Raw genomic sequence first — 16,731 nt, 5'->3', positions numbered from 1 at the left:
AAAAAGGCCGGGCATCGCTGCTCGGCCTTCGACGTTTCACTGCCGGTTAACGGGTAAAGATCAGGTGTAACCCGAAGCCGGTGAACAGCACGCCCGCCACCCCGTCGATCCACTTGGCCAACCGCTGATAACCGCGGCGCATCGCCGGCAGCGCGAACACCACCGCCACCAGGCTGAACCAGACGAAGGTCTCGGCGACGATCAGCAGGAACAGCCCCCAACGCGCCCCGGCACCGACGCTGTCGCCGACGAACAGCGAGAACACGCTGCCGAAATAGATCACCGCTTTCGGGTTGGACAGATTGGTCAGGAAGCCGCGAATAAAGCTGCGTCCGGCCTTCGGCAACGCCACCTGGGCCTCCGCTGCCGGCTGCGCCCGCGCGGAACGCAGCAGTTGCCACCCCATCCAGCACAGGTACATCCCGCCGCCGACCATGATGATCTGATGCAGCCAGGCCATTTTCTGCAGGATCAGGTGCAGCCCCATCAAGGCCACGCCGGCCCACACCACGATGCCGAGCGAAATGCCGACCACGCCCATCATCGCCTCACGGCGCGAACGGCTGGCGGCGGTTTGCGACACGAAAAAGAAGTCCGGCCCCGGGCTCATCAGCGCAATCAGATGTACCAGCGCCACGGTGAGAAACAGCATCAGCATGATTTATCGCCCTCAGTCTTCGTCATTGTCGAGATGGTCGCGGATCATCGCCATAAAGGGCGCGCCGAAACGCTCCAGTTTGCGCTGGCCGACGCCGTTGACGCTCAGCAGATCGCCGGCCTTGATCGGCATTTGTTCGGCCATTTCCAGCAGCGTGGCGTCGTTGAACACCACGTAAGGCGGAATGTTTTCTTCGTCGGCGATCGATTTGCGCAGTTTGCGCAACTTGGCGAACAGCTTGCGATCGTAATTGCCGCCGTAGGATTTCTGGTTGGCGCTGCTGCGCGACTTCAGGCTCTGAATGCGCGGCACCGCCAGCTGCAGCGCCACCTCGCCACGCAATACCGGGCGCGCCGCCTCGGTCAATTGCAGCGCCGAGTGCATGGCGATGTTCTGGGTGATAAAGCCCAGGTGGATCAGCTGACGCAGCACGCTGGTCCAGTGTTCGGTGGTCTGATCGCGGCCGATGCCGTACACCGGCAGCTTGTCGTGACCGTATTCGCGAATGCGTTGGTTGTTGGAGCCGCGCAGCACTTCCACGATGTACCCCAGACCGAAGCGCTGGCCGACGCGATACACGCAGGACAGCGCCTTACGCGCGTCCTCCAGCCCGTCGTAGCGCTTGGGCGGATCGAGGCAGATATCGCAGTTGCCGCAGTTCTCGTGTTTGCCTTCGCCGAAGTAGTTGAGCAGCACCAGACGACGACAGGTTTGCGCCTCGGCGAACGCGCCCATGGCGTTCAGCTTGTGGCGTTCGATGTCCAATTGCTGCCCGGCGGGTTTCTCCTCCAGACAGCGGCGCAGCCAGGCCATGTCGGCCGGATCGTACAGCAGGATGGCTTCGGCCGGCAGGCCGTCGCGCCCGGCGCGGCCGGTCTCCTGATAATAGGATTCGATATTGCGCGGGATGTCGAAGTGCACCACGAAGCGCACGTTGGGTTTGTTGATGCCCATGCCGAAGGCGACAGTGGCCACCACCACCTGCAGATCGTCACGCTGGAACGCCTCTTGCACCTGCGCGCGGCGATCGTTGTCCAGCCCGGCGTGATAGGCGCCGACGCTCAACCCGCGGCTTTGCAGACGCGCGGCGGTGTCTTCCACCTTGGCGCGGCTGTTGCAATAGATAATGCCGCTCTTGCCGCGCTGATCCTGCACGAAGCGCCACAACTGATCGAGCGGTTTGAATTTTTCCACCAGCGTGTAGCGGATGTTCGGCCGGTCGAAGCTACTGACCTGCACCAACGGATCCTGCAGCGACAGCAGGCGCACGATGTCGCCGCGCGTGGCCTCGTCAGCGGTGGCGGTCAACGCGATCACCGGCATTGACGGGAAGCGTTGTTTCAGCTGACCCAGCGCACGGTATTCCGGCCGGAAGTCATGGCCCCACTGCGAAATGCAGTGCGCCTCATCCACCGCCAGCATCGCCGGCGGGCAGTGATCGAGCAGATTGAGGAAGCTTTCCATCATCAGCCGTTCCGGCGCGATGTACAGCATCTTGATGGTGCCGTTGCGGCAACCGGCCATGACCTCCAGCTGCTCTTCGCGGGTTTGCGTCGAGTTGTAGCAGGCGGCGGAGACGCCGTAGGCCAACAGCTGATCGACCTGGTCTTTCATCAGCGAAATCAGCGGAGAAACGACCAGCGTCAGGCCGTCCATCACCAGCGCCGGGATTTGGTAACACAACGACTTGCCGCCGCCGGTCGGCATCACCACCAGGCAATCCTGCCCGCCGATCGCGGCATTGATAATCGTTTGCTGCCCCGGACGGAATTGCTGGTAACCGAAGGTATCGCGCAATACCTGCTCGGCCAGCAACTCTCTGTTAATCACTGCTGCGGTTGACACACACTTCCCCATTTTTTCATCGGTACACACCCACCGGGTATGATTACATAATATCGTTCAGCATGACACCGACGCGCGTGCGACTCTTTTGCCGAAACAGGCTGGAAAGCAACAAAGGTTAAGCATAAAATCAACATGGCATTAACCTGGACTGACCAGTTACCTCCCTTAAAACGCAAAAGAAAAACGGAAACATGCTATGTCGACCACACCTCTCACCCTGGAAACCGCCCGCCAGAAGATCGGCGAAATCTTTGTTTATCACATGCCGTTCAACCGCGAGCTCGGCCTGGAACTGCGCCGTTTCGACGATGACTACGTCGAACTGAGCTTCACCAACCAACGCAAGCTGGTGGGCAACGCCGCGCAGGAGATTCTGCACGGCGGCGTGATCGCTGCGGTGCTCGACGTCGCCGCCGGGATGGCCTGCGCCGGCGGCGTGCTGACGCGCCTGGAACCGCTGATCGAAGAAGAGATAGCTGCCAAGCTGTCGCGCATGGGCACCATCGATCTGCGCGTCGATTACCTGCGCCCCGGCCGCGGCGAGCACTTCGTCGCCACTGCGCATGTGCTGCGCAGCGGCAATAAGGTCGCCGTCGCGCGCGTAGAACTTCATAACCACGACGGTCTGCATATCGCCACCGCTACCGCCACCTATCTGGTCGGCTGATGATTGTGCGCGGTGAGCGTCTTCAGTACACTCACCGCATCTTAAGTTCCCACCCAGAGTGACGTCATGGACGCAAAGCAAACGCGTCAGGGCATTTTCTTCGCCCTGGCCGCCTATTTTATGTGGGGCATCGCCCCGGCCTATTTCAAACTGATTCAGCAAGTGCCCGCCGATGAGATCCTCACTCACCGGATCATCTGGTCGTTTTTCTTCATGCTGGCGCTGATCACGCTGGGCCGCAACTGGCCGAAAGTGCGCGCCGCCTGCCAAAACCGCAAACGGCTGCTGCTGCTGGCGCTCACCGCGCTGCTGATCGGCGGCAACTGGCTGCTGTTCATCTGGGCGGTGAACAACCACCATATGCTGGAAGCCAGCCTGGGCTACTTCATCAACCCGCTGGTTAACGTGCTGTTGGGGATGCTGTTTCTCGGCGAGCGTTTCCGCCGCATGCAGTGGGTGGCGGTGGCGCTGGCGTTCACCGGGGTGCTGGTGCAACTCTGGCAGTTCGGCTCGTTGCCGATCATCGGCCTGGGGCTGGCGTTCAGCTTCGCCTTCTACGGCCTGCTGCGCAAGAAAATCGCCATCGACGCCCAGACCGGCATGCTGATCGAAACGCTGTGGCTGCTGCCGGTGGCGGCGGCCTACCTGTTCCTGTTCGCCGACAGCCCTACCAGCCATCTGAGCGCCAACCCGTGGTCGCTGAACCTGCTGCTGGTCGCCGCCGGCATCGTCACCACCGTGCCGCTGCTGTGCTTCACCGCGGCGGCCACCCGGCTGCGTCTGTCGACGCTCGGCTTCTTCCAGTACCTCGGCCCGACCTTGATGTTCCTGCTGGCGGTCACGTTCTACGGTGAAACCGTCGGCCAGGACAAACTGGTGACCTTCGGCTTTATCTGGGCGGCGCTGATCCTGTTCACCCTCGACGCGCTCTACACCCAGCGCAAGCTGCGCTGAGCCCGGCGCCGCCGGGTTACAGCCAGTTCTTGCGCTTGAAGTACAGGTAAGGGGCCAGGCCGGCCAGGATCATTAGCGTGATGGCCCCCGGGTAGCCGAACGACCATTTCAGCTCCGGCATGAATTCGAAGTTCATGCCGTAGCTGGAGGCCACCAGCGTAGGTGGCAGGAACACCACCGACACCACCGAGAAGATCTTGATGATGCGGTTCTGTTCGATATTGATGAAGCCCATCGCCGCCTGCATCAGGAAGTTCACCTTCTGGAACAGCGATTCGTTGTGCGGCAGCAGGGATTCGATGTCGCGCAGCACTTCACGCGCCTGCTCCAACTGGCCGGTCGGCAGACGCGCCTTGCGCACCAGGAAGTTGAGCGCGCGCTGGGTATCCATCAGACACAAACGCACCTTCCAGCCGATATCCTCCAGTTCCGCCAGCGTCGACAGCGCGGCGTCGTATTCATCGCCCTGATGCCCTTCCATGATCACCCGGCTGAGCTGTTCCAGGTCGCTGTAGATGTTCTCAATCTCGTCCGCCAGCTGTTCAATCTTGGTTTCAAACAGATCCAGCAGCAGTTCGTAGGCGTTGCCTTCGAGCATGGTCTGATTGCGGGCGCGCATGCGGTACAAGCGAAACGCAGGCAGTTCGCGCTCGCGCAGGGTATACAGGCGGCCGTCGCGGATGGTGAACGCCACCGTGGAGTTGCCGGCGTGATCTTCCGCATCTTCAAAGTAGAAGAAGGAGTGGATATGCAGACCGTCTTCGTCTTCGAAGAAACGGGCGGAGGCTTCGATGTCGTCCAGCTCGGGACGCGTCGCCAGGCTTTGTCCCAGCTCATTCTGCACGCGCTCGCGCTCGCCCTCTTCCGGCTCGACCAGATCAACCCACAGCGATGAAGTGAGATCATCTGAGTCGTCCAGTTCCAGGCGGGACAAGCGGCGGTTATCTAATTTAAAAGCGCTCAGCATGTGCCAAAACTCCGTGAAGGTAACGGGTGCGGACAACGCGTTGAAGCACAGAAACAGAGGGGATACGTATCACCGATTTGTTTCAGACCATGAAGAGATCTGACTCATAGCGACACTTTGCGGGGTCGCCGACAACCACGAAGGCTATCAGCAAAAACGGAGAGCCTTAGAAGTTATACCTGCGGCGCAGGTCAGTGAGCCAGTATCTACTGGGTGTGTCCAAGGCGTCTGTCCTCAATGATAATAGTGCGCGCATGTTACGCCGAGAGGAAAAAGCCTGTCAACACGTTAGGAGGGATAATTGCGCAACAAATCATCACGATGATCAATAGCAAAAATCGCGCTTAACCTGGGGTAAACCGTGCTGAAAAAGTCGCGGCGATCGCTTACCGCCAACGAGAATGTTGCTAAGATGACATCACCCTAATGGTACGACAAGCATGCGGATTTAAATGATGAAACAGATTACCGCCCATGAACTGACCGCGATGAGCGAACAGGCCGCCAGCGTGGCCCGCCTGCGCGCGCACCGCACCTTACACGAAGAGCTGAGCGACCCGGTGCAACGCCTGGCGATCGCCATGGAACCCGGCACCTATATCCGCCCGCACCGCCACCCGCAAACCTGGGAACTGCTGACGCCGCTGCGCGGCCGTTTTGTCGTGTTGCAGTTCAACGATGACGGCGTCGTGACGCAGCGCACCCTGCTCGGCGAAGAGACCAAAGTGCTGGAGATGCCGGCATTTACCTGGCATGCAGTGCTGTCGGTCGATGCCGGCGGCGTGGTGTTCGAAGTGAAGCAGGGCCCTTATCAGGCGCTGACGGAAGAGGACTGCATGCAATGGGCGCCGCAGGAAGGCGGCGAAGGCACCGAAGCGGTGATGCGCTGGTATGCCACCGCGCAGGTCGGCGATCGCTACCCTCACTGATCATGAACGATTGCAGGGGCCTGCCCCTGCAACTTCCCTCTCTCTTTATACCGCTTCCAGGCGAGCGTAGGCCGCCACCAGCCACTTGATGCCCTCACCCGGGAAAGCAATCTGCAGCCGGCTGTGCTCGCCGCTGCCCTCCAGATTGACGATGGTGCCTTCGCCAAACTTGGGATGGCGCACGCGCTGGCCCAGCTTGTAGCCGGTGTCGTTCTCGCTGATCGGCGTGCCCATGCGGCGGTGATTGACCGGGCGGGATACGCTGGCGCGCAGGCGCACTTCTTCCACGCACTCTTCCGGCAGCTCGCCGATAAAGCGCGACGGCCGGTGATACACCTCTTTGCCGTACAGACGGCGCGTTTCGGCATAGGTCAGCGTCAGTTTCTGCATGGCGCGCGTTACGCCCACATAGGCCAGGCGGCGCTCCTCTTCCAACCGGCCGCCTTCATCCAGCGACATCTGGCTCGGGAACATGCCTTCTTCCATGCCGACGATAAACACCAGCGGGAACTCCAGCCCCTTGGCGGAGTGCAGGGTCATCAGTTGCACCGCGTCCTGATAGGCGTCGGCCTGGCCTTCACCCGCCTCCAGCGCCGCATGCGACAGGAACGCCTGCAGCGGCATCAGATCCTGATCTTCTTCCTGATAGCTGAACTGGCGCGTCGCCGTCACCAGTTCCTCAAGGTTTTCGATGCGCGCCTGCCCCTTTTCACCCTTTTCCTGCTCATACATGATGAACAGCCCGGAATCGCGGATCACCCGGTCGGTCTGCACATGCAGCGGCATGTCGGCGGTTTCATGCGCCAGCGACTCCACCAGTTCGATAAAACGCTGCAACGCGGACGCGGCGCGGCCGGCCAACACCTTGTCCTGCATCAGCTCGCGTGTCGCCTGCCACAGCGTCAGCTGGCGATCGCGCGCCGCCTGGCGCACCACGTCGAGAGTGCGATCGCCGATGCCCCGCGTCGGGGTGTTGACCACGCGCTCAAAGGCCGCATCATCGTTGCGGTTGGAGATAAGACGCAGGTAAGCCAGCGCGTCCTTGATTTCCTGGCGTTCGAAGAAACGCTGGCCGCCGTAGATGCGGTACGGCATCGCCGTCTGCAGCAGCGCCTCTTCCAGCACGCGCGACTGGGCGTTGCTGCGGTACAAGATGGCGCAGTCGTTCAACGCGCCGCCGTTGTCTTGCCAGGTCTTGATGCGATTGACCACAAAGCGCGCTTCGTCGAGCTCGTTGAAGGCGCAGTAGATGGAAATTGGTTCGCCTTCGCCGCCTTCGGTCCACAGGTTTTTACCCATGCGCCCGTCGTTGTTGGCGATCAGGGTATTGGCCGCTTTCAGGATGTTGCTGGTGGAACGGTAGTTCTGCTCCAGGCGGATGGTTTCCGCGCCGGGGAAATCCTTCAGGAAGCGCTGGATGTTTTCCACCTGCGCGCCGCGCCAGCCGTAGATTGACTGGTCGTCGTCGCCGACGATCATCACGTTGCTGTTGCCGCCCGCCAGCAGGCGGATCCAGGCGTACTGGATGCTGTTGGTATCCTGGAATTCGTCCACCAGTATGTTGGTGAAACGTTCGCGGTAATGATTGAGGATATGCGGCTTGTTCAGCCACAGCTCATGCGCGCGCAGCAGCAGCTCGGCGAAATCCACCAGCCCGGCGCGATCGCAGGCTTCCTGATAGGCCTGGTAGATGCGCAGCCAGGTGGCCTCCACCGGGTTGTTGTAGGTCTCGACGTGCTGCGGCCGCAGGCCTTCGTCTTTCTTGCCGTTGATGTACCACATCGCCTGACGCGGCGGCCACTGCTTCTCGTCGACGTTCAGCGCCTTGATGATGCGCTTGAGCAGCCGCAGCTGGTCATCGCTGTCGAGGATCTGGAAATCCTGCGGCAGGTTGGCCTCCAGATGGTGGGCGCGCAACAGGCGATGCGCCAGGCCGTGGAAGGTGCCGATCCACATGCCGCCCTGGCTGGTGCCGATCAGATGTTCGATACGATGGCGCATTTCCGCCGCCGCCTTGTTGGTGAAGGTCACCGCCATGATCGAATACGGCGAGCAGTTCTCCACCGACAGCAGCCAGGCGATGCGATGCACCAGCACCCGCGTCTTGCCGCTGCCCGCCCCGGCCAGAACCAACAGGTTGCTGCGCGGCGCCGCCACGGCTTCACGTTGTTTTTCATTCAGGCTATCGAGCAGATCGGAGACGTCCATAGGCACCACTAATGGTTAAGGGAAAACCCGCCGGCGACGGGTTTTTCACTGGAAATTTATACAGAGTTCTGGCAGGGATTATAACAATGCTGTCAGCGATGCCAACTGTGAAATCTCAATATGCGGCAACAGGCGACTGTCGGCGACCTGCATCAGATCCCGTTGGCGATCGTTGATCCAACAGGCCTGCAGCCCCGCACGCAGCGCGCCGGCAACATCGGTGGTCAGATCGTCGCCCACGTGCAGGATCTGTTCGGGCGCCACGCCCAACCGTTCGACGGCCAGGTGATACATGTCCTGATACGGCTTGGCGCGCCCGTCCGGCCCGGAGCGCAACACGAACTGGAAGTAACCGTCCAGGCCGCACTGCGCCGGATCGGCGTTGCCGTTGGTGATCGCCACCAGCGGATAGCGCGCGGCCAGCGCCTTCAGCGTGGCGTGGGTCGTTTCCGGCACCTCGATGCGGCTGCGCCATAGCGCGAAGTTCTGCATCGCCGCATCGGCCCCGACCGCCGCCTCGGCGTCGCGCAGCCCCTGCCGGCTCAGCGCCAGATGAATGGCGCGCCAGCGCCACTCGGTGACGTCATGATAGATCTCCGGATCCTGTTCGCGCAGCTCCTGGCGCAGGCGGTGGAAATCCGCCGACTGGAAGCTGTTCAGACCGGGATGGTAGCTCTGCAGGAAGGCCACCGACTGTTGTTCGGTCTGCCTAATCACCGGACGATTGTCATACAGCGTGTCGTCCAGATCGAAAGTCAGCGCCGCCAGCGGGCGCAGCGGGCGATAAAAATGCATCAGGATTTCCCCCGTTTGGCGCGCGGATGAGCGGCATCGTACACGTTCGCCAGATGTTGAAAGTCGAGGTGGGTATAAATCTGCGTGGTGGTCAGGTTGGCGTGGCCGAGCAGCTCTTGCACCGCGCGCAGATCGCCGCTGGACTCCAGCATGTGGGTGGCGAACGAGTGGCGCAGCTTGTGCGGATGAATATGACTGTTGACGCCCTGCTTCACGCCCCATTCGGCGAAGCGTTTTTGCACGTTGCGCGTCGAGATGCGTCGCCCCTGGTTGGACAGGAACATGGCGTCGTCCTGCGGCCCGAACAGATCGCGCATCGCCAGCCAGTGTTCCAGCCAGGTGACGGCGGTTCGTCCGATCGGCAATTTGCGCTCTTTGCTGCCTTTCCCCATCACCCACACCTCGCCGGCGGCCATATCGACATGGCGGCAGTCCAGCCCCACCAGCTCGGAGAGGCGCAGGCCGGCGCCGTACATCACCTCCAGCATGGCGCGATCGCGCACCGCCAGCGGATCGTTGAGATCGATCTCCAGCAGCTGGTTCATTTCATCGACGTCGATGTTTTTCGGCAGATGGCGGCCGCTGCGCGGCGTGCGGATGCCTTTGGCGGGGTTGGCGTGCAACACGCCCTGGCTGACCAGCCAGTCGAGAAAACTGCGCAACGAAGAGAGCCGCAGCGCCAGACTGGCTGACTGCAGGCCGGCGCGTTTGCTGCGCGCCGCCAACATGCGCACCCGGGCGGCGTCCAGCGCCGTCCAGTCGGTGACGCCGATCTCCTGCGCCAGGCGCATCAACGCCGCCAGCTGGCGCGAATAGCTGAGCTGCGTCAGCGGGCTGAGTTGCCGTTCTACCTTGAGATAACGCAGAAAAGCGTCCACCGGCTGCTGCAGGCTGGGCGCAATCGGCGTCATGCGCGTTCGACCCAGCGTTCCAGCAGTTCCGGCAGCATGCGCGCCAGTTGATTGAGCATCACCGTGCCCATGCCCTGCTGATAGTGTTGCGTATCGCGACTGCTGAAGATCACCATGCCCAATTCGCCGTCGTCGCCCAGCATTGACAGCGCCACCGAGCCAATCTGGCCGATCTGTTTGGCCTGCGGCAACAGCAGCAGCAGTTCGGGGCCGTTCAGGCCGCCGAGGTAGTGTTGTTCACTGCCCAGGCGCTGGATGCGGAACGGCTCAAACGCCGAGCGCGTCAGCGCCAGATGGGTAAAGTCGGAAGGCGCGCCGATATTCCAGCGATCGGCAAACAGACGCACCGTAGCGCCGGCCAAACCGAAGCCGCGCGCCCAGCGCTGCAGCCGGTTCAGCATATCCTGCAGGCTGTCGGCGGTGGCCAGATCGGCCTGCAGGTGCAGCAACCTGGCGAACAGCCCTTCATTGGCGCTGGCCTGCTCCATCAACAGCGTGATCTCTTCTTCCAGCCGTTCGATGTGATTGCGTTGGCGGGCCAGATGCCATTCCACCAGCGAAACGGTGCCGCGTACCGGGTGAGGCACGCGCATCTGCTCAACCTGGCGCGCGTTGCGAATAAAGAAATCCGGGTTCTGCAGCAGATACTGCATCACGGTGTCGTCATCCAGCGCCAGGCCGGCGACGCTCTGTTCTTCTACGCTCTTCATAGATGAATAAATCCGTCATAGACATGGGTTGCCGGACCGGTCATAAACAGCGGGTTGCCCGGCCCTTTCCAGCGAATATGCAGGCTGCCGCCCGGCAGTTCTACATGCACCTCTTCTGACAGCAATTCCTGTTGGATCCCCACCGCCACCGCCGCGCAGGCGCCGCTGCCGCAGGCCTGGGTTTCGCCGGCGCCGCGCTCATAAACCCGCAGCTTGATGTGATCGCGGCTGACCACCTGCATAAAGCCGATGTTGGCCCGTTCCGGGAAGCGCTCATGCCCTTCCAGCACCGGTCCGAGCAGCTCCACCTTGGCGGTTTTTACATCATCCACCTGCAAAACACAATGCGGGTTGCCCATCGACACCACGCCGCACAGCACGGTATGTTCCGCCGCGCGCATGATGTAAGTCTTTTCCGCTTTGGCGGCGCGGAACGGCACCGCCTGCGGATCGAAATTCGGCTCGCCCATATTGACGCACACCAGATCGTCGTCGGTGACGCTGAGCACCATACGCCCGGTTTGGGTGCTGACGCGGATATCGCGCTTGTTGGTCAGCCCTTTCAGCCGCACAAAGCGCGCGAAGCAGCGCGCGCCGTTGCCGCACTGGGCCACTTCGCTGCCGTCGGCGTTGAAAATCCGGTAGTGAAAATCCAGCTCGGGATCGTAAGGCGGTTCTACCACCAGCATCTGGTCAAAGCCGACGCCCAGGTGCCGATCGGCCAGCCGGCGGATCAGCTCAGGTGAAAAATAGACATTCTGTGTAACGGCATCGACCACCATAAAGTCGTTGCCCAGACCGTGCATTTTGGAGAACTGCATATCATACTCCGCTATCTGGACGCGCTATCCGTCTTGATTTTGCGGCGGCGCTCGCCACCGCAAACCGGGTGTTACTGATCGACCATCGACGGTTTTTGCTGAGAGCCAGACTGCTCCTGCTGGTTCTTTTGCACCTGATCGCCCGTTTGCACCGGCGGCTTGGCCGATTTTTGGCCAGTGGCGTCGGCAGGTGGGAAGTAAAGCGGGCCTTTCAGACCACAGCCGGCGAGGCCGGTAAGCAGAACTGCCATCAGCGCATAGCGTAGTTGTTTTTTCATTTGCATTAATGCCTGTAATTCATGCGTCCAAGGTCTCTATAATCGCAGGTGGATCATGAAAAGCAATAGGAATTGAATATGAACGACAGCGAGTTTCACCAGTTGGCCGACCAGCTGATGCTGAATATTGAAGAGACACTGGACGATTTTGACGGCGATGCGGACATCGATTACGAAACCAATGGCGGCGTGATGACGCTGAGCTTCGAAAACGGCACCAAGATCGTCATCAACCGCCAGGAGCCGCTGCACCAGGTGTGGCTTGCCACCAAGGCCGGCGGCTATCACTTCAACTACCGCGACGGCGTCTGGCTATGCGATCGCAGCGGGCAGCCGTTTTATCAGCTGCTCAGCGAAGCGGCCAGCACGCAGGCCGGCGAAGCACTGCGTTTTTCCTGAAGCAATGCAGGGCTCGGCCACCGAGCCCTTGTGGCGTCAATGCAGTTGGAACTGCTGTTTGAGCGGCTGAGCGGCGCCGTCGGCCACCGTCACGCACAGGCTGGACAGCACGTTGCTGCGGAACGGGATCACCTGCGTGCGCCCGTCGAGCTGCACGATCTGATAGAACTGCGGCAGGTTGAAGTTGATGAAGCTGGAACCGTAGGTGAAGCGATCGTGCGACGAGGAGTAGAAGCGGCTGACGTCGCGCACCAGTTCCTCTTTACTGCCCTCGCAGTGGTGATACACCTCCACCCGATTAGACTCATCCAGAATATAGATGTTGAAGCCCTTGTCGTCTGAGGTGTCTTCGAAGAAGAACTGAATGATCCCCTCGCTGGCGAAACCGTCCACCACCGGCGGCAGATGCACCTGATCGGTTTCCACCTTGATAGACAGGCCGTGCAGCTTGTTGTTGGAGATGGCGCCGTAAAACTCCACCGCGTTCTCCAGCTTTTGCACCGATACGCTCAGACGTTCGAAGAACAGCCCCCAGGTCTGCCCGGCGACGCGCACCGCCTTGAAGCGGCCGGGTTCCAGCCGGGTGCTGGACAGGCGCAGCTCGATGCACTCCGACACCAACTGCTGGATGCGGGTGCGGATCAGGCCGCGCAGGTGCTGACTGTAGCAGAATACCTCCACCGACTCCGGCGGCGCGGCATCCTGGTGCATCTTGCCGAGAATGGTCTTCAACGCTTCCAGCACCGACTGCTCGCCGCTGAAATGCAGGGTACGCACTTCGTTCCAGGAGTTGCGATACAGCAGATCGATGCTGCCCACCAAACACTGTTGCTGCTGGCCGAAGCTGAACACGTCCAGCTTGCGGAAATCGAAGTGCACCACCTGATTGCGGAACGCGGCGGTCGGATCGTTTTCCAAATTGACGATGATCGCCAGATGGCGAATCTCGCACGGGCTGTACAGCGCTTTCGGCGTCGGCGCCGGCAGGCGCAGCGGGAAGTGATGAGAAACGTCGGCCACCAGCTCCTGCAGCTTGGCGGTGTCGCACAGGTTGCCGCTCTTGATGTGCAGGCGGGTCTGCGGCGTCAGCAGGCCGTTGAAATAGGCCCAGGCCACCAGCTTGTTCAGGTAGCGGTTATATTCCAGCGGCTGATGGCTGACGATCGAATCCATGGCCGGCGCCTGATTATACAGGTACCAGCCGGTGCGGTTGGCGCGGCCAACCGGCACGTGAATAAAGGTTAAATCGTTTTCCGACAGATCCGGCGAGATCTGCGGGTTCACCAGCGTCACCTTGCCGGGCAGCGCTTCAAACGCCGCGTACAGTTTACGGGTCAGCACGCCGATATCCTGCGGGCTGGCGCTGACGCTGAGATTGTTGCGGCGGGCGAAACGGATCAGGTTGCGGTAGCTCTGCATCATCGCGTCGAGCAGTTCGTTATGCGCTTCGCGCACCCGCTCGATTTTCCAGTTGGCGCGGTTGTCCAGCATCGCCAGGCGCTCTTCGCTCCAGCCCCACTCGCTGACCAACTGGCTGAGGATCTCGCGCCGCCAGCCGACGCAGGCCTTGGCCAGCGACAGCTTTTCACACACTTTCAGGTAGAAACAGCGGCGGGCCAGATCGAGACGGGTGGTGTCGTTGATGTCGGTCAGGTAGCGGGTGACGCGTTCGAGCATCATGCAGTAGGCGTCGAGCCCGAAGCTGACGATCTCGCCCTGGTGCAGACGATGTTTGATGTCCGTCGCCAGCAGTTGGGTATTGGGGTATTCCCAGGAATAGGCTTCCAGCAGCAGGGTCTTCAGCACCGCCTTGTAAGGCGAATCGATGCTCTTGTACAGCTGCCACAGGCTGGCGCCGAAGTACTCTTCTGCCGACAGCGAACTCAGGCCGCCGAGATCCAGCCACTCGTTCGGCGTCAGCGCGCCCTGCGCGTACAGCGACAGCACGTATTCATCGTAGTGCGCTTCTTCTTCGCCCGGCACCATGTTCCACAGGATGCGCTTGCCGGCCAGGCGTACCGCGGTGCGGTAGAATTCGTCGAGCAACAGGATATGCTGCGTCGAGCCGCAGTCTTCGCCGCCCAGGCTGCCGCTTTCATTATGGCGGAAGCGGTTTTCGTCGATCAGGAAGAAGCTGACTTCCACCCCCATCGAGGCGGCCCACTTCTCAAGCAGGCTGCATTTTTGCTGCAGGCGGGTGCGTTCTTCGTTGTCCAGCCAGGACTGGTGGCAGACCCAGATGTCGAGATCCGAGCTGCAGCTTTGGCCGATAGACGAGGTGCTGCCCATCGAGTAGACGCCGGTGATCGGCAGCTCGCCGCTGGCCGGCTTATCAAACGGGCTGCCCCATTTGTCTTCTAAATCGTTCAGGTAATCTTGTTGAGTTTCATCAGGCGTGTAGAGGCAAATGCCGTGGGGAACGTTACCGTTCAGGTAACCCGGCATCAGCGGGTGGTGGTGGTGCAGTAAGGTGGGCAGCAGACTGTATACCCGTTGAAACGCGGGCTTCATAGCCGCCAGGGCGCGATCGACGCGTAGCTGATTGATCGCATCCAGTCTCTGCTTCAATGTCTCGATGTAGAGGTACAAGACGTCTCGCCTGATTATCCCGGTGTTTAGAAAAAAACCCGTATTCCATAAGCGCCGTTAGTGTAAGAAGAATATTTGGCGACTTATTGCTGGAAACGTGATCAATTTAACACCTTGCTGATTGACCGTAAAGGAGGTAACGCTTCACAATTATTGTAGCGCTTCCCTAAACGATTTACCCGCAGTGTTAACTGCCCCAAAGCACATCACACGTCCCTTTGATTCCGTTGTCCTTTTTCCGCCTCCGGCTTCTTGCACTGACAGTATTGGCTCTCAGTGGTAGGATGGATGGCGAAATATAAAAACGGTAACAAGCATGTTAGACAAAATTATTCGAATTGCCACCCGACAAAGCCCGCTTGCACTTTGGCAAGCACATTATGTGCAGCAACGTCTGATGGCCAGCCATCCCGGCCTGCAGGTCGAGTTGGTGCCGATGGTAACGCGCGGCGACGTTATTCTGGATACGCCGTTGGCGAAAGTCGGCGGTAAAGGCCTGTTTGTTAAAGAACTCGAACTGGCGCTGCTGGAAGGCCGCGCCGACATCGCCGTGCACTCGATGAAAGACGTGCCGGTCGACTTCCCCGCCGGCCTCGGTTTGACCACCATCTGCGAGCGCGAAGATCCGCGTGACGCTTTTGTTTCCAATCGTTTCGCCTCGCTCGATCAACTGCCACAGGGCAGCGTGGTCGGCACTTCCAGCCTGCGCCGCCAGTGCCAGCTGCGTGAACGCCGCCCGGATCTTGTCGTGCGCGACCTGCGCGGCAACGTCGGCACGCGCCTGGCCAAGCTGGACAACGGCGACTACGACGCGATTATTCTGGCGGTGGCCGGCCTGAAGCGCCTGGGGCTGGAGCAACGCATCCGCAGCCCGCTGAGCGCCGAAGAGTGCCTGCCGGCGGTCGGCCAGGGTGCGGTCGGCATCGAATGCCGTCTCGACGACAGCGTCACCCGCGCGCTGCTGGCGCCGCTGAACCATGCGGCCACCGAAACCCGCGTGCGCGCCGAACGGGCGATGAACACCCGTCTGGAAGGCGGCTGCCAGGTACCGATCGGCAGCTATGCCGAACTGGATGGCGACAGCCTGTGGCTGCGCGCGCTGGTCGGCGCGCCGGACGGCAGCCAGATGGTGCGCGGCGAGCGCCGCGGCCCGGCCGCCGAGGCCGAACGGATGGGCGTTGAGCTGGCGGAAGAGCTGCTGGCGCGCGGCGCGCGCGAGATCCTGCGCGAAGTTTATCAGGGAAATCCGCCGGCATGACCATTCTGGTAACCCGCCCATCGCCTTCGGGAGAGCTGCTGGTGAGCCGGCTGCGCGCGCTCGGCCGGGTTGCCTATCATGCACCGCTGATCGACTTCGCCCCCGGCGGCGATCTGCCGCAGTTGCCGCAGGCGTTGCAGCAGCTTAACGCCGGCGATCTGGTGTTCGTGCTGTCGCAACATTCGGTGAACTATGCCGATTCGGTCATTGGCCGTGCCGGGTTGAGCTGGCCCGCTCACCTGGCGTATTACGCCATCGGCCGCACCACCGGGCTGGCGCTGCATCGCATCAGCAGTTTGCCGGTGGAATACCCGCGTGAACGCGAGATCAGCGAAACGCTGCTGCTGCTGCCGGCGCTGCAAAAGCTGGCGGGCAAACGCGCGCTGATTCTGCGCGGCAACGGCGGCCGCGAACTGTTGGGCTCGACGCTGAGCGAGCGCGGCGCCGACGTCAGCTATTATGAATGTTATCAACGCAGCCCGGTGCACTACGACGGCAGCGAGCAAAGCGCCCACTGGCAGCGCGCCGGTGTGGATACGCTGGTGGTGACCAGCGGTGAAATGTTACAACAGCTCTATACTTTAGTTCCTGATTACTATCGTTCTTCATGGCTGCTGCGTTGCCGCCTGGTAGTAGTGAGCGAACGCCTGGCTACCCTCGCCCGGGAATTGGGCTGGCGTACGATTCGGGTAGCTGACAACGCCGATAATGACGCGCTGATCCGCGCGCTACAATAATC

General features: G+C 61.1%; 16 protein-coding genes. 6 read left to right on the top strand and 10 right to left on the bottom strand.

The genetic code is table 11. The annotated features are described in order from the left end of the window. Positions 1-46: 46 nt before the first annotated feature. Together rhtC and recQ are read right to left on the bottom strand one after the other, a co-directional pair. Entirely contained in the window at positions 47-658 is a 612-nt protein-coding gene (gene rhtC / locus ACRAWE_RS21675; protein WP_432525871.1) for a threonine export protein RhtC, read from the bottom strand. Positions 659-670: 12 nt separating this feature from the next. Then, positions 671-2,503 carry an ATP-dependent DNA helicase RecQ gene (recQ, locus tag ACRAWE_RS21670; RefSeq protein ID WP_025160391.1) on the bottom strand — a complete coding sequence of 611 codons (1,833 nt, stop codon included), beginning with the start codon at positions 2,501-2,503 and terminating at the stop codon, positions 671-673. A gap of 199 nt (positions 2,504-2,702) precedes the next feature. Here recQ and ACRAWE_RS21665 point away from each other — a divergent pair, with 199 nt between their 5' ends. Together ACRAWE_RS21665 and rarD are read left to right on the top strand one after the other, a co-directional pair. Continuing rightward, complete coding sequence (locus ACRAWE_RS21665) at positions 2,703-3,173, top strand: thioesterase family protein (RefSeq protein WP_019452536.1); 471 nt, start codon at positions 2,703-2,705, stop codon at positions 3,171-3,173. 66 nt (positions 3,174-3,239) lie between these two features. Then, the gene (rarD, locus tag ACRAWE_RS21660) at positions 3,240-4,127 is read left to right on the top strand and encodes an EamA family transporter RarD (RefSeq protein WP_019452537.1); all 888 of its coding nucleotides are present in this window, start codon (positions 3,240-3,242) and stop codon (positions 4,125-4,127) included. Positions 4,128-4,143: 16 nt separating this feature from the next. On the opposite strand, the gene corA is transcribed toward rarD, so the two are convergent. Next, positions 4,144-5,094 carry a magnesium/cobalt transporter CorA gene (gene corA / locus ACRAWE_RS21655; RefSeq protein ID WP_004934262.1) on the bottom strand — a complete coding sequence of 317 codons (951 nt, stop codon included), beginning with the start codon at positions 5,092-5,094 and terminating at the stop codon, positions 4,144-4,146. A gap of 455 nt (positions 5,095-5,549) precedes the next feature. On the opposite strand from corA, the gene ACRAWE_RS21650 reads away from it, so the two are divergent. Continuing rightward, positions 5,550-6,023, top strand: coding sequence for a WbuC family cupin fold metalloprotein (locus ACRAWE_RS21650; protein ID WP_025160392.1), 474 nt, complete (start codon positions 5,550-5,552; stop codon positions 6,021-6,023). A 45-nt stretch (positions 6,024-6,068) separates the two neighbouring features. On the opposite strand, the gene uvrD is transcribed toward ACRAWE_RS21650, so the two are convergent. From uvrD to lptM, 6 genes are all read right to left on the bottom strand, one after another. Next, complete coding sequence (gene uvrD / locus ACRAWE_RS21645) at positions 6,069-8,231, bottom strand: DNA helicase II (RefSeq protein WP_432525869.1); 2,163 nt, start codon at positions 8,229-8,231, stop codon at positions 6,069-6,071. A 78-nt stretch (positions 8,232-8,309) separates the two neighbouring features. Then, positions 8,310-9,026, bottom strand: coding sequence for a 5-amino-6-(5-phospho-D-ribitylamino)uracil phosphatase YigB (yigB, locus tag ACRAWE_RS21640; protein ID WP_063918204.1), 717 nt, complete (start codon positions 9,024-9,026; stop codon positions 8,310-8,312). Continuing rightward, positions 9,026-9,937, bottom strand: coding sequence for a tyrosine recombinase XerC (gene xerC / locus ACRAWE_RS21635; RefSeq protein ID WP_019452541.1), 912 nt, complete (start codon positions 9,935-9,937; stop codon positions 9,026-9,028). Before xerC ends, yigB begins: the two co-directional genes overlap by 1 nt. Further along, entirely contained in the window at positions 9,934-10,647 is a 714-nt protein-coding gene (locus tag ACRAWE_RS21630; RefSeq protein ID WP_019452542.1) for a DUF484 domain-containing protein, read from the bottom strand. Before ACRAWE_RS21630 ends, xerC begins: the two co-directional genes overlap by 4 nt. Then, positions 10,644-11,468 (bottom strand): diaminopimelate epimerase, encoded by an 825-nt coding sequence (gene dapF, locus ACRAWE_RS21625; protein ID WP_004934244.1) that lies wholly within the window; start codon positions 11,466-11,468, stop codon positions 10,644-10,646. The genes ACRAWE_RS21630 and dapF overlap by 4 nt, the downstream gene beginning before the upstream one ends. Positions 11,469-11,539: 71 nt before the next feature. After that, positions 11,540-11,746, bottom strand: a complete 207-nt coding sequence (gene lptM, locus ACRAWE_RS21620) for an LPS translocon maturation chaperone LptM (protein WP_282437009.1) — start codon at positions 11,744-11,746, stop codon at positions 11,540-11,542. A 78-nt stretch (positions 11,747-11,824) separates the two neighbouring features. Between lptM and cyaY the strand changes: the two genes are divergently transcribed. After that, a complete protein-coding gene (cyaY, locus tag ACRAWE_RS21615; RefSeq protein WP_019452545.1) occupies positions 11,825-12,145 on the top strand; it encodes an iron donor protein CyaY in 321 nt (106 codons plus the stop codon). Between the two features lie 36 nt (positions 12,146-12,181). Here cyaY and ACRAWE_RS21610 read toward each other — a convergent pair whose 3' ends face one another. Further along, on the bottom strand, positions 12,182-14,734 hold the full coding sequence (locus ACRAWE_RS21610) for a class I adenylate cyclase (protein WP_019452546.1): 2,553 nt from the start codon (positions 14,732-14,734) through the stop codon (positions 12,182-12,184). 316 nt (positions 14,735-15,050) lie between these two features. On the opposite strand from ACRAWE_RS21610, the gene hemC reads away from it, so the two are divergent. Together hemC and hemD are read left to right on the top strand one after the other, a co-directional pair. Beyond that, entirely contained in the window at positions 15,051-15,992 is a 942-nt protein-coding gene (hemC, locus tag ACRAWE_RS21605) for a hydroxymethylbilane synthase (protein WP_063918206.1), read from the top strand. Further along, positions 15,989-16,729, top strand: a complete 741-nt coding sequence (hemD, locus tag ACRAWE_RS21600) for a uroporphyrinogen-III synthase (RefSeq protein WP_019452548.1) — start codon at positions 15,989-15,991, stop codon at positions 16,727-16,729. The genes hemC and hemD overlap by 4 nt, the downstream gene beginning before the upstream one ends. The last annotated feature ends 2 nt before the right edge of the window (positions 16,730-16,731 follow it).

Source organism: Serratia sp. BFP-2025 (assembly GCF_050880365.1).
Lineage (GTDB): Bacteria > Pseudomonadota > Gammaproteobacteria > Enterobacterales > Enterobacteriaceae > Serratia > Serratia surfactantfaciens.
Note: the sequence above shows the minus strand (reverse complement) of the source record. Positions and strands in the feature narration are given on the sequence as shown.